Raw genomic sequence first — 13,474 nt, 5'->3', positions numbered from 1 at the left:
AATAGAAATGAGTTATAGTGCTTCTCATTTGAGTCTAATAAAGACCAAACCCTCAACTCTTTACGCCTGTTGCTACAACGGAGTGTACTCTATCTTTTTAGGAGATAGGAATCAAAGTCTATTGCATACATAGATGCGTAGCAGCTACTCTACGAGTTCTCCGTTCGCGCTAGCGTCTCCCCTTCTTCCAAAGAGAGAGGCTAACGCCAAGGGAGAAGCAGTACCCGCAGGGTACGATCAGCGCTATAGCAGCATCTCTGTATTGATACATATTTTTATTTTCTATTTTGACAAAAAATTATTAATGAGTATTTTCAACAAATTTATATGTTTCAAATACTAATAATTGATGATGATTATTCAATAAAAATACTCCTGAAAAGGATGTTGGAAAAACAGGGTTATGAAGTAGTTACTGCCAGTAGCGGCGAGGAAGGAATAGAAAAGGCACTAGCTTATCGTCCAGCACTAATTATTTGTGATTGGATCATGCCGGGATTGAATGGTCTGGAAGTTTGCCACCGCATTAAAGCAGACCCCAAATTTTCTACCACATTTTTTATTTTATTAACATCCTTAGATTCCGTTGCCGATTGCGTCAAAGGTCTAGATGCTGGTGCTGATGATTTTATCTCTAAACCTATTGAGCATAATGAATTACAAGCACGGGTAAGAGCAGGATTACGCCTGCATCAGTTGAGTAGAGATTTGCAGGCTCAAAAGTTGCTTCTAGAATCAGAAATGTCAGAAGCAGCAGAATATGTGCGATCGCTGCTACCTTTTTCCATGACTGAACCCTTCAATATAAATTTTCGATTCATTCCCTCGCGACAACTCGGCGGTGACTGTTTCGATTACTATTGGCTCGATGATGACTATCTGGCAATTTACTTACTTGATACTGCCGGACATGGACTAAAAGCTACCCTTCCTTCTGTTTCAGTGCTGAATCTGCTGCGTTCCCGTGCGCTCAAAAGTCTTGATTACTATCAACCTAGTGATGTATTAAAGGCTTTAAATGATACTTTTCAGATGAATTATCAAAATGATAAATACTTTACGATTTGGTATGGAGTTTACAACCGAATCAACCGCCAGTTAATTTATGCTAGTGCAGGTCATCCACCAGCAGTTTTAGTAACTGGCACATCTCCAAGAAAGTCTGAAGTTAAACTATTGAAAACCCCTGGTATGCCAGTTGGCATGTTTCCAGAGGCAAAATATGTTGATGGGTTTTGCAATATCGAAAAATTCAGTACCCTTTATATTTTTAGTGATGGCGCTTATGAAATAACTAAATCAGACGGCACACTTTGGAGTTTGGATGCTTTTATTCAGCTACTAGTTAGCTTACAAGATCCTATTGATAGCCAACTCGACCGCGTACTCAGTTATTTAATAGCTCTGAACTCCAAAGATGCTTTTGATGATGATTTATCTATTTTGCAAATGAAGTTTGATTAATTACGTATTAGACACTAAAACCTGATTAAATGCATCTTGAGTGGGAAAGATTTCAAATACTTTATCCATATTAGTCAGTTCAAATAATATCCTGACTTGCTCATTAATTGAGCAGAGAACAAGCTTAGTATCTGCGGCTCGCAAGGTTTTAAAAGCTAATACTAAAGCTCCCAAACCTGAACTATCCATAAACGTTACATCTTTAAAATCAACTAACACAATTTTCGCACCACTTTCTAGAATCTCAGTGATTTTTTGTCGAAAGTCTTGTGAAGTTGTGGCGTTCAAATTACCACTGAGCTTAATAACTTTTACTTCTTCTCTCATCATTATGTCACTCTGACTTGTGTAAATAATGTTCTGATTTCGCTATTATAGAACATTTAAAAATGCTTGTAAAATAAAATTTAAGATTAAATATTGAGTAATCATTGATAATTAATCAGGATAAATAAAGCTTAATTATAAAGTTTTGAATCTATTTTTTTGTAATGTAAAAAAATCATTAGCTTAATAAAGTATAGTTTTCCTACTATAAATAGACCAATTAAAAATCAACCAGCTAAGTAAGTCGGTATGATAAATAACTGGCATATTTAGTCTTATAAAAATGTTAGAATAACCAATTTATAAGCCGTTCGTTGATTTGATGTTTGATCATGTATGTTGATTTTTAACGCCGACTTACTTGCATCTTATGGATTTAGATATATACTTACTTACATACAAGCTGAAGTTACTGCTTTTCAGATTATTTACCAAAAATTTTTGCAAAACTGAGATTCTGCAATAAATCTCATGATAATCGCTGTCATTAAGCAATTCAAAATTGAACTAGTCGCAGCGATGCCTACGGCGGGCTACGCCTACGCATAATTAAACTGAGTCTAGCAATAGCTTTTCCTGCCTGAGTACTTGTGATAGTAACTAGGATCTACATTTATTTATGTCCAATTACTTACATGATTGAAATAATTTACCTGTGGACTACTGCTCTAGAGCCAAAAATTTAGGTTTCAACAGCGCCAAGCAAGCTAGAACCGACACCAAGGCTTTAAAAGAAGTTTTCTCAAGGCGATCGCCTCTGCTATTTTAGTATTCCCAATATCTGTCATTTCTCGACAGACAATACAAAAAGTAAAGAGTTATGAATTTGTAACTCTAACTCCTCACTTCCTCAAACAGGACTCACTTTGGCTCTGTAAAGCAGCTTTTCACCTTGAAGATAGCCAGTGTAGCGTACTTTGACTGTTTCTCCAGGTTGTGCAGTTCCCTCCAGCAATTGGTGCAGTTGGGGATCGTAAGGTAATTCTGCTCCCACAGGTGCGATCGCTTCCACTCCCCACGCCTGTAAAAGCTTTTCCAGGGGTTTCTGCACCAACGGTATTATTTTGACTGCTGCTAGCTGGGGATTCTCCTGCGCTTTCTGTGCTGCTGTGGGCCATTGCAACAATAAAGACTCCAGCAGTTGCAAACTCGACTGCTGGAGTTCTTGTAGCAATAATTCTCGCTGTTGCTCTAATTGAAGTTGCAAGCGATCGTACTCTTTTCTTAAATCTGTAATTTCTTGTAACAATTCCTGATTCGGCGCTGCTTTCTCTGGTAACAACTCTACGGTTGAAAAAGTTGCAATTAATTCATTCAATGAAATCTGTAGCACTGGCGACAGCTTGAGCAGCACATCTACCCGCATCTGCTCTAACTTTCCTTGGCGTAACCTCAAAAGTTGACGCTCTGAGATACCAGCAGCGCGACTTAGTGCTTTAAAACTAGAAATACCCACCTGTTGCATTAAATCTTGCAACTTTTGGGAATGGGGCATTGGGAATGGGGCATTGGACATTGGGTACTGGGAATGGGGTATTGGGCATTGGGTATTGGGTACTGGGGATTGAGTATTGGGCATTAGTGATTAAGTTTCTTCTCTATCCCTTTCTATTCCCTATGCCCCATGCCCCATGCCCTATTTCCTATTCTTCCAGTAAACTTCTCAACATCCAAGCTGTCTTTTCATGTACTTGCATCCGTTGAGTCAATAAATCGGCGGTAGGTTCGTCGTTAACTTCCTCTATCACGGGGAAAATAGATCGTGCAGTTCTGACTACGGCTTCTTGTCCTTCCACAAGTTCCCGAATCATCTCCACAGCTTTCGGAACTCCGGGAGTTTCTGGAATCGAACTCAGTTTGGCATATTCGCTGTAGGTTCCTGGTGCGGGATAGCCAAGCGCTCTAATTCTCTCGGCTATTAAATCAACTGCTAAGGCTAATTCTGTATACTGGGTCTCAAACATCAAATGCAATGTTTGAAACATCGGCCCCGTTACATTCCAATGGAAGTTATGAGTTTTCAGATACAGTGTATAAGTGTCAGCCAACAGGTGAGATAAACCATCGGCAATTTTAGCCCTACTCGCCTCGTCAATGCCGATATTTACATTTTTGACTGTTACTTTCGATGACATAATTTTCTCCTAATTAGGTTATATGTAATTGGGGATTGGAAATTGGGCATTGGCCAAACAGGGCATTAGGAATACTCTAAATCCCCATTTCCCATGCCCGATTCCCATTCTCTATGCCAAGTGCATCTTCAAAACGCTACGGGGTGCTTTACGGACTCTGGCTAAAACGGTTTCTTTGCCTAAACGCTGGCAAGCTTCATACCGATGGCAACCAGAAAAACCATAATATTGTCCATCTACTTCTAGGACATCAATAGGTTCTTGCTGCCCAATCTCCGCAATCGATTCCATTAAGGCTTGTACTTTATTTGGATCGTTTGTACGCGGCAATGGCCGTTTTATCTGATTTAATGGAATTTCTTGGACTTTAACCATAAAGAGTTTATCCAACTAGTTCTGTTTTTTATCTCTATATAAATCATAGTCATTATGACTTCGTTTTGCAACTAGTATTTAGGGCAAAATTGGTAATGGTATCATTGGAGCATTCATGCGACAAAAAAACCGCACTACAAAGCAATTGGAAAATCAGCTCCAACGACGCATTAAGGGGCAGAAGACGCTTGAGTACTCGCTATCGCTTCCCTATCAGGTAGCCATGAAATTTTCGTTTTGGCGTTTTCCCCACACTGTGCTGACAATATTTTGTCTATTGGGACTGACTGCTGCATCAGGTCCTGAGAGCAACATCCAGGATATAGAACTGAAAATTGGGATTGTGCAGCGATTTGGCGATCAGCCCACAGCCAAGCTGCAACTGGAACCCATAAAAGGCGATCGCTTAAAGCTAAAATTTCAAGCGGGCAATAAGCAGCAAGTCCTGTTTACTAAGAATCCTGTAAAGCTGGAGACAGTCATCCAAGCTTTACCCCAGTCAGCAGTTGAAGAAGTAGTAGTTTTGGGCACATACCGCACTTTTGAAACTGCGGAAGACAGTGCTCAGAAATGGCGTTCTCAAGGAATGGAAGTGGAAATAGCCCAGCCAGAACGCTGGCAGGTTTGGGCAAAACGAGATGTTTACAGCACTCCTTTACTGCGACGCTTGTTATTGCAGAACATCCAAGCTTCTACCAAAGAAAAAGTATATCTTGATACCAAAATTTTAAAGCAAGTGCCGCGAGTAAGTTGGGTGGTGAATGGTAATCGCTATAGCCCGAATGATTTGGAAGTTAGCACTGATAAAAATTTGATTCGGGTAAATAAAAGCGAAAAACAAGAGTTTGCTCGTCTTTATGCCGGTCGAATGAATTTGCAGCCAAATGCTTATGGCACATACACTCTCGTTAATCAAGTACCTTTAGAAACTTATTTGCGTGGGGTTGTGCCTTACGAAATAGGAACAGATGCACCAAAAGCGGCGCTGGAAGCCCAGGCAATTCTCGCCCGGACTTATGCTTTGAGAAATTTACGTAGGTTTGCCGCAGATAACTATCAGTTGTGTGCTGATACTCACTGCCAAGTTTATTATGGGCTAAAGGGAGCAGCCGCCAAAACAGACCAAGCGATCGCCTTAACTAGGGGTAAAGTACTAACTTATAAAAATGAACTAGTAGACGCCCTTTATTCTTCTACCACTGGTGGCGTCACCGCTTCTTTTAGCGATGTCTGGAATGGCGACGATCGTCCCTATCTGCGCCCTGTGCTGGATGCTCCGACTAATTTTTGGGACTTGTCTAAGCAGAGTTTAGCAGATGAAAAGAACTTCCAAAAATTTATTAATACGCAACAAGGATTTAATGAAAGCAAGTGGGATATGTTTCGTTGGCATAAGGAAACCCCTTTAAAGGATATTATCAAGGACTTGCAGAAATTTTTACACGTGAAAAACAGTCCCCATGCCAAATTTAAGACAATTCAGGCTATGGCAGTAGTGGAGCGAAGCCAGAGTGGACGTATCCTTGAACTTGCAGTTAAAACCGATCGCAGCACCTTTATTTTGCACAAAGACGAAGTTCGCAGTGCTTTTGCCGCCCCAATAAGTACGCTTTTTTACATAGAACCACTGAACAAAGGCAAACCGGAACTCTGGGGATACGCTTTTATTGGTGGTGGATTAGGACATGGAGTCGGCTTGAGTCAAACCGGCGCTCAAAATTTAGCAAAACTAGATTGGTCAAGTCCAAAAATTCTCCAATTTTACTATCCTGGTACTCAGATTCAAATTCTCAAAAAAGAGACTAAGCTTTAAGCTAATTGGCATTCAAGTTGCATCTTGAGCCAGGAGTCGGGAGTTAAGAAAAGGCAAAAAAATAAGCAGGAACACAACATTTACTGTGTTTCTGCTCAAGACAAAATTAGACTTTTTTTCAAAGTCGCTTATCACAGGTTCGCACGGCATTACAAGGGTATAAATTCTAGATGCCCTGCTTCTATTTTGTCAAAATTAGTAACTCTTGCAAGTTTATGGTTGAGTCGCTTAACTCTTAGTAAAGTTCTTCTTCTTTGTGAGTTTCGATTGTTACGTCAGCGGTTGGGTAAGCAACACAAGTCAGTACATATCCTTTTTCTATTTGTTCATCATCTAAAAATGACTGGTCACTCTGATCGACAGTACCCTTGGTGATTTTACCTGCACAGGTCGAGCAAGCACCAGCGCGGCAAGAGTAGGGCAAGTCAAGACCAGCTTCTTCGGCAGCATCTAGAATATAAACATCATCATCAACGTCAAGTATTGTGTTCAGTCCTTCGGCATCGTTGACTAGTGTCACTTTATAAGTTGGCATTAAGTAATCCTCTCTTTTGCAAACGGCAGTATAAGTTATCTTAAGGCAAAGGTCACGGCTGTTCTGTGGAATTAGCCGCTGGTTGAAATTTGCTTCAATTCTGATACTACGAGAAAAATTAAACGATGTACCTAGAAATTGAACCCGATTAGTAATGAAATTTAGTTACTTAATCCCGATAAGTTTTATTTATATTATTTTCTACCCGACTCAGGGTGTGATTAGAAAAAATTATATAATCGATAATTAAGCATGAGTAAGGTTAATGTTACCTATATTTTGTAGGACTTACGCAGAAGAGATACCCCAACTCCTTTAAAAAGTAAGGCTGTTTAATTTTCTAACCTGATTAAACACGCCCGTTATGGATCAAAGAAATATAACATTTCAGTTTTCTGCTTCGATTATTGTTTTCTGAAAGTGATGGAAGCTGTTTACGGAGGCGCTTGCTTCCGTTATGGATGGAAGAAACAAGTAAAATCTTTTTCCCTTCTGCCTCCTGCCTCCTGCCTTGTTTCTTAAAAGAGCGATATTTAGCTTCAAATAAAGTCTGATTTGTCCTTGAGGGGGTAGGACGAATGTTGTAGAGTCTAGACTGGTGAACCCCATGAAGAGAGAACCTCACCACTAGAAGCGTGGGAAGATCAAAAATAGAACTAATGAGGATCATGTATAATTCAGAAGCAGCTTTGGAAAAAGCAAGAGTGCGTGTAGGTTTGGTAGGTACTGGATATGCGGCAAAGTTTCGGGCTGAGGCATTGCTCCATGATGAGCGATCGCAGTTAATCGCAGTTGTTGGTCATACAAGAGAAAAAACCGAAACCTTTGCCAGAGAGTACCAAATTGAAGTCTTGAGTACTTGGCAAGAGCTAGTAGAGCGTGAAGATATAGACCTAGTAGCGATCTCCACTATTAATCGAGATCATGGTGCGATCGCTCGTGCAGCACTTGCCAATGGCAAACACGTAATTATAGAGTATCCCCTTTCGTTGGATGTAGTCGAAGCTAAGGAACTGATTGCTTTAGCCAAAGCACAAAAAAAACTCTTGCACGTGGAACATCTAGAACTTTTGGGTGGTTTGCATCAAGCCTTGAAGCAAAACTTAGCCAAAGTTGGTGAAGTATTTTATGTTCGCTACAGCACCATCAATCCCCAAAATCCCGCACCTCGTAAATGGACTTATAACCACGAGTTGTTCGGCTTTCCTTTAATTGGTGCCCTGTCTCGCCTACATCGCCTGATCGATTTATTTGGTACAGTATTTACTGTTAACTGTCACCAGCGATATTGGGAAATAGAACCGGAATACTACCAAACCTGTTTATGCACTAGTCAACTCTGCTTTAACAGTGGACTTTTAGCCCAAGTAGTCTATGGCAAAGGCGAAAGTATTTGGCAATCAGAACGCAAATTTGAAGTTCACGGTGAAAAAGGTGGTTTAATTTTTGATGGCGACACCGGAATATTCGTCCAGCCGGGGGAAACAACATTTATAGAGGTTGGCCCTCGCCGGGGTTTATTCGCCAAAGACACGAGTATGGTGTTAGACCATCTTTTTGACGGGACTCCTTTGTACGTTACCCCAGAGGAGAGCTTGTATACCCTCAAGGTAGCTGATGCCGCACAAAGAGCTGCACAGATAGGGTTAACTATGTTTATGAAAGATACTTTAGATAAAAGTTAATGAAAACCGAACTAATTGTTATTTTATCCCAACGAGAATTAGACAAAATGCGTCAAGCTGGGCGTTTAGCAGCTAAACTTCTCCAGCATCTCGAACCGTTTGTGAAGCCAGGGGTTAGCACTCTTGAACTAAATGATGAAGCCGAACGTTGGACGCAAGCGCATGGAGCAAAAAGTGCACCCCTTGGTTATAAGGGTTATCCTAAATCGATTTGCACTAGTGTAAATGAGGTAATTTGTCACGGCATTCCCAATGCCAAGCAAATTCTCAAAGATGGTGACATTATTAATATTGATGTAACGCCCATTGTTGAAGGTTATCACGGCGATACATCCAAGACATTCTTTGTTGGTACACCTTCTCCAAAAACGAGAAAGCTGGTAGAGGTGACAGAAGAGTGTTTGCGCCTGGGGATTGCTGAAGTTAAACCTGGGGGACGGATTGGCGATATTGGTGCAGCCATTCAAGAGTATGCTGAAGGACAAGGCTTTTCTGTCGTGCGAGATTTTGTTGGACATGGTATCAGTAACATTTTCCATACTGCGCCCGATGTTCCCCACTATGGCACACGGGGTAAGGGCAAGCGCCTCAGACCAGGGATGGTTTTTACTATTGAGCCAATGATTAATGAAGGCACTTACGAAGTCGAGGTTCTGGGCGATAAGTGGACTGCGGTAACGCGCGATCGCAAACTTTCTGCTCAATGTGAGCATACCTTAGCTGTGACTGAAGACGGCGTTGAAATCCTTACCCTACCTGAAGGCGAGAATTACTGGGCTGTATGACAACATACTATGAAAAAATTGCTTTCATTTGGGAGGAACCAAAGCCACTAGTCCAAATTCCTGAAAGACTTATATTTCGTTCGCTCAACGATGTCAGTATAGAAGATTTTACTGCTGCCATTAGCTGTGCTATGAGTTCGTCATTAGACCAAAGCGATCAAAAGACAGTTAGAGAATTGGGATCAGATGAGGCGGCGGCAAAGTTAATGGCACAAGTAAGTAATGACTTTGATTATGAACCACAATGGTGGCAACTTGGCTATAACAATATAGGTGAACTAGTCGGGTTTATCCAACCAGTAATATATCGTGGATGTCGTAAAGAAAATTTGGCAGAAGGCACAATCTACTATATTGGTGTCGTCCCTAAGCAGCGAGGGAAGCGTTATATTTACGACCTTCTGTGTCAAGCCACCCATCTTCTGCAAAAAATTGGTGTTTGGCGGATATTTTGTGATACAGATGTCCTGAATGCACCAATGATTAGAGCTTTCCAAGATGTCGGTTATCATCAATTTAGTTCACCCTGGCAACGCCCTCTATAGAGGTTGCCGTCAGTTGAACTTAAAAATCAAAAATAGAGAATAAATTCTCAGAAAACTTTTCCGAATTCAATTTTTTCTTTTTACTTTTGCCTAATCAAAGGTAGTTAGAATAATCTAGAGCGCAATACCTGCTCTAGTTCTGAACCTAGAAGGACAAATCTCTATGGTCTCAGCCACTATTAATACAAGTAATCTTAGCTCTGAGGCATTCGTTGCTGGTTATCTGGATGATGTACGCTACGAGTTAATCGACGGAGAACTAATCGACTTGGAACCCACTGGACTTCATGAACAGGTAGCTGGGTTAATTAATCGTAAGCTCAACCTAGCAATTGATCTGCTCAACTTGCCTTGGTTTATTCCCATGAAATGCCTGATTAAACCATTAGGTCAAAATTCAGCTTTTAGACCTGATGTTGTGATTCTTGATCAGACAGCTTTGACGAATGAGTCATTATGGAAAACTGAGCCAATGATTACACTAGGCAAGTCTGTTAAATTGGTCGTGGAGGTAGTCAGTACCAACTGGCAGAATGACTATGCCCGGAAAGTGGAAGACTACGAAGCTTTAGGCATTGAGGAGTATTGGATCGCAGATTATCTAGGGCTAGGAGGCAAACGCTACATTGGCTTATCTAAAGAACCTACGATTACAATTTATCAGTTAGTCGATGTAACTTATCAAGGACAACAATTTAGAGGAACAGAACGCCTCATCTCCCAAACATTTCCAGACCTGAATTTGACCGCAGAACAGATATTTGTTGCAGGTGGCTATAGTTAGAGATTGGGGAAGACGTGGCGCTCTCTGGGGAGAGGTATATGAACTACTTAATAATTTGTTAGTGGCGGTTATGTTGGAAAAGTGCAAAAACGATATAACATGACTCTTGGCACTGTTTTGATGTCAACAATTATCGATATAGCGCTTCTGACTTAAGTGCAATACAGACCTAACCCCCAACCCTTGTAGCGTTGGGGAGTAAGATTCAAAGCCTCTCTCCTAAAAGGAGAGAGGAATGGAAGTGAGGTCAAACTGTGTTGCATCCAAGCAAGAACCGCTATAAATCCAGTCCTTTTTAAATTTTCAGAGTTAATAGCAAAGACCTGTTCAAATCGGGTGTAGTTCTGTTATCTCTTCCCACTCGTTATTTTTCCACCTTATTTTCTCGGCGTTGCTGAATGAAAGTGTGAAACTCCATGTTTGAAACTGTTTCCTTTGCGCCTTTTGAGGAAACCAAATTCATACTTTTAATCAGCAACGCCGTTTGATGATGGGGAAGTGATGAGGTAATTTTTTACCCTCTAAGTTAAGGAGAAACTCATCAATGGCAGATATAACTCTTAACGGTACTAATAATGCTGACAATCTGACTGACGACAGTCGCTCTTTACTTGATGATTATCCGTTCTTTCCTGAATTTAATCTAGTTACCATCAACGGATTTGGCGGTGACGACACTCTCGGCGGGCTTGATCTTTTTAGCTTCTATATCATCAATGGGGGTGCTGGCAACGATCTAGTCTTTGGCAATGATAACCTTGATGTCCTCATAGGGGATGATTTCGATGGCGTTGCTGGTAACGATTACCTCGTAGGGTTTGGCGACAACGATGCCCTCTATGGCGTTGGTGGCAACGATACTCTCATTGGGGGTACTGGCACTGATACTCTCTATGGAGGTACTGGCAACGATGTTTTCGGGTTCGACTCAGTTTCAGATAGTCAACCTGGTTTGTTACGGGATATTATCAAAGACTTTGTTGGAAACGGTAACTTACCAGGAGATCGAATCGATCTATCTGGCATAGACGCTAATACCAATATAGCGGGCGACCAAGCCTTCACTTACATAGGAAGTGGCGCATTCACCGCAGCAGGTCAAATCCGTTATTCAGGAGATATTCTCCAAGGTAATACTGATAGTAATCTATCGGCTAATTTCGAGATTCAGCTTGAAGGATCACCACTACTAGTGGCAAGCGATATTATCGTTTAATAGACTTATTGCAAAAGTCCTTAACACCCCCACTTCTAAAAGCAAATTCTTAAGAGTGGGGGTCTTATTTTTGATTTCTACAAGAAGTGAACACAAGTACACGGGAATAGAGTAAAATACGATTCCAATCCTTACGATAACCGTAAAGGTAATTGCTTTATTAATTCGTGTGCTACACAATAATTGGAAGCTAAAAGCATGGCATGATGAATATTTAGAATTGCCAATGTTTGAATCATCTGGGCAATGGTGGTGAAAGGCCATATTTGTTGCAGGTCGCTAGAGTTAGAGATTGGGAACATGTGGCACTCTCTGAGGAGAGGTATGTGAACTACTTAATAATTATTTAGTGGGGGTTATGTTGGAAAAGCGCAAAAACGATATAACATAACTCTTGGCACTATTTTAATGTCAACAATTATCGATATAGCGCTTCTGACTTAAGTGCAATACAGACCTAACCCCCAACCCCTTCCCTACTAGGGAAGGGGAGTAAGATTCAAAGGCTCTCTCCTAAAAGGAGAGAGGTCAAACTGTGTTGCATCCAAGCAAGAACCGCTATAAATCCAGTGCTTCTCAAATCTTCAGAGTTAATAGCAAAGACCTGTTCAAATCGGGTGTGGTTCTGTTATCTCTTCCCACTCGTTATTTTTCCACCTTATTTTCTCGGTGTTGCTGAATGAAAGTCGGAAACTCCATGTTTGAAACTGTTTCCTTTGCATCTTTGGAGGAAAGCAAATTCATACTTTTAATCAGCAACGCCGTTTAATGATGGGGAAGTGATGAGGTAATTTTTTTATCCTCTAAGTTCAGGAGAAACTCATCAATGGCAGAATTAATCACAGATGCAAATCCTCTTAACGGTACTAATGGCCCTGACCTTCTAATTTACTCTAAGGAAAATGAGTTTGAAGGAGATGATTTTCTTCCGAGTAGTATTTTTGATGTTGTTTCCATAAACGGATTAGACGGTGACGACATTATCGGCGGTATTTCTCTTAGCAGCTATATCATCAATGGCGGTGCTGGCAACGATAACCTCTTAGGCGGTTATAACAATGATGTCCTCACAGGAGATGATCCCTATGATGGCGTTGCTGGTAACGATTACCTCGATGGATCTGAGGGCAACGATGCCCTCTTTGGCCTTGGTGGCAACGATACCCTCATAGGGGGTGCTGGCACCGATACTCTCTCTGGAGGTACTGGCAACGATGTTTTCGGGTTCGACTCAGTTTCAGATAGTCAACCTGGTTTGTTACGGGATATTATCAAAGACTTTGTTGGAAACGGTAACTTACCAGGAGATCGAATCGATCTATCTGGCATAGACGCTAATACCAATATAGCGGGCGACCAAGCCTTCACTTACATAGGAAGTGGCGCATTCACCGCAGCAGGTCAAATCCGTTATTCAGGAGATATTCTCCAAGGTAATACTGATAGTAATCTATCGGCTAATTTCGAGATTCAGCTTGAAGGATCACCACTACTAGTGGCAAGCGATATTATCGTTTAACGAACTTTGGGGGTTTAAGTCCCCTGTCTCTACAGGCAGCGTTAGCTTAAACCGACAGAAGCCCCACACTGTACTCGAAGAGTCAGTCTTGCAAAAGTCCCCAATACCCCACCCCCAACCCCTCCCCTTAGCAAGGGGAGGGGAGACAAAGCGTAGCTTTGGCGGGGTGGGGTTCTTATTTTTGATTTATGCGAGAGGTCTATTGAATTCGGGCAGTCGTTTATTGAATTCGGGCAGTCGTTTATTGAATTCGGGCGGTCGTTTATTGAATTCGGGCGGTCGTTTATTGAA

14 protein-coding genes are annotated in these 13,474 nt (G+C 41.2%); 8 read left to right on the top strand and 6 right to left on the bottom strand.

The features are described 5' to 3' along the window. Nucleotides 1-327: 327 nt before the first annotated feature. Nucleotides 328-1,464, top strand: coding sequence for a SpoIIE family protein phosphatase (locus tag HWQ58_RS00295; protein ID WP_292856449.1), 1,137 nt, complete (start codon nt 328-330; stop codon nt 1,462-1,464). On the opposite strand, the gene HWQ58_RS00290 is transcribed toward HWQ58_RS00295, so the two are convergent. From HWQ58_RS00290 to HWQ58_RS00275, 4 genes are all read right to left on the bottom strand, one after another. Next, complete coding sequence (locus tag HWQ58_RS00290; protein ID WP_292856496.1) at nt 1,465-1,791, bottom strand: STAS domain-containing protein; 327 nt, start codon at nt 1,789-1,791, stop codon at nt 1,465-1,467. 850 nt (nt 1,792-2,641) lie between these two features. Beyond that, entirely contained in the window at nt 2,642-3,286 is a 645-nt protein-coding gene (gene grpE / locus HWQ58_RS00285; protein WP_292856494.1) for a nucleotide exchange factor GrpE, read from the bottom strand. A 148-nt stretch (nt 3,287-3,434) separates the two neighbouring features. Next, entirely contained in the window at nt 3,435-3,926 is a 492-nt protein-coding gene (locus HWQ58_RS00280) for a Dps family protein (protein ID WP_289799395.1), read from the bottom strand. 111 nt (nt 3,927-4,037) lie between these two features. Continuing rightward, complete coding sequence (locus tag HWQ58_RS00275) at nt 4,038-4,301, bottom strand: ParB N-terminal domain-containing protein (protein WP_104907642.1); 264 nt, start codon at nt 4,299-4,301, stop codon at nt 4,038-4,040. A gap of 115 nt (nt 4,302-4,416) precedes the next feature. Between HWQ58_RS00275 and HWQ58_RS00270 the strand changes: the two genes are divergently transcribed. Further along, entirely contained in the window at nt 4,417-6,114 is a 1,698-nt protein-coding gene (locus HWQ58_RS00270; RefSeq protein ID WP_292856447.1) for a SpoIID/LytB domain-containing protein, read from the top strand. A 235-nt stretch (nt 6,115-6,349) separates the two neighbouring features. Here the strand turns inward: HWQ58_RS00270 and HWQ58_RS00265 are convergent, their stop codons facing one another. Further along, the gene (locus tag HWQ58_RS00265; RefSeq protein WP_292856446.1) at nt 6,350-6,649 is read right to left on the bottom strand and encodes a ferredoxin; all 300 of its coding nucleotides are present in this window, start codon (nt 6,647-6,649) and stop codon (nt 6,350-6,352) included. A gap of 668 nt (nt 6,650-7,317) precedes the next feature. Here HWQ58_RS00265 and HWQ58_RS00260 point away from each other — a divergent pair. The 5 genes from HWQ58_RS00260 (at nt 7,318) to HWQ58_RS00240 (ending at nt 11,664) form a co-directional block, all read left to right on the top strand. Then, the gene (locus HWQ58_RS00260; RefSeq protein WP_292856445.1) at nt 7,318-8,334 is read left to right on the top strand and encodes a Gfo/Idh/MocA family oxidoreductase; all 1,017 of its coding nucleotides are present in this window, start codon (nt 7,318-7,320) and stop codon (nt 8,332-8,334) included. After that, nucleotides 8,334-9,119 carry a type I methionyl aminopeptidase gene (gene map, locus HWQ58_RS00255; RefSeq protein ID WP_292856443.1) on the top strand — a complete coding sequence of 262 codons (786 nt, stop codon included), beginning with the start codon at nt 8,334-8,336 and terminating at the stop codon, nt 9,117-9,119. Before HWQ58_RS00260 ends, map begins: the two co-directional genes overlap by 1 nt. Beyond that, nucleotides 9,116-9,664, top strand: coding sequence for a GNAT family N-acetyltransferase (locus tag HWQ58_RS00250; protein ID WP_292856441.1), 549 nt, complete (start codon nt 9,116-9,118; stop codon nt 9,662-9,664). Before map ends, HWQ58_RS00250 begins: the two co-directional genes overlap by 4 nt. Before the next feature lie 163 nt (nt 9,665-9,827). Then, nucleotides 9,828-10,448, top strand: a complete 621-nt coding sequence (locus HWQ58_RS00245) for a Uma2 family endonuclease (RefSeq protein WP_292856439.1) — start codon at nt 9,828-9,830, stop codon at nt 10,446-10,448. Nucleotides 10,449-10,992: 544 nt separating this feature from the next. Further along, entirely contained in the window at nt 10,993-11,664 is a 672-nt protein-coding gene (locus tag HWQ58_RS00240; RefSeq protein WP_292856437.1) for a hypothetical protein, read from the top strand. A 131-nt stretch (nt 11,665-11,795) separates the two neighbouring features. Here the strand turns inward: HWQ58_RS00240 and HWQ58_RS00235 are convergent, their stop codons facing one another. Then, nucleotides 11,796-11,966, bottom strand: a complete 171-nt coding sequence (locus HWQ58_RS00235) for a hypothetical protein (protein ID WP_292856435.1) — start codon at nt 11,964-11,966, stop codon at nt 11,796-11,798. Between the two features lie 524 nt (nt 11,967-12,490). Here HWQ58_RS00235 and HWQ58_RS00230 point away from each other — a divergent pair. Next, nucleotides 12,491-13,183, top strand: a complete 693-nt coding sequence (locus tag HWQ58_RS00230) for a hypothetical protein (protein ID WP_292856433.1) — start codon at nt 12,491-12,493, stop codon at nt 13,181-13,183. Nucleotides 13,184-13,474: the final 291 nt, after the last annotated feature.

The organism is Nostoc sp. LPT (assembly GCF_017115165.1).
In the GTDB taxonomy this organism is placed as follows: Bacteria; Cyanobacteriota; Cyanobacteriia; order Cyanobacteriales; family Nostocaceae; genus Nostoc.
This window is presented reverse-complemented; position numbering and strand designations above follow the sequence as displayed.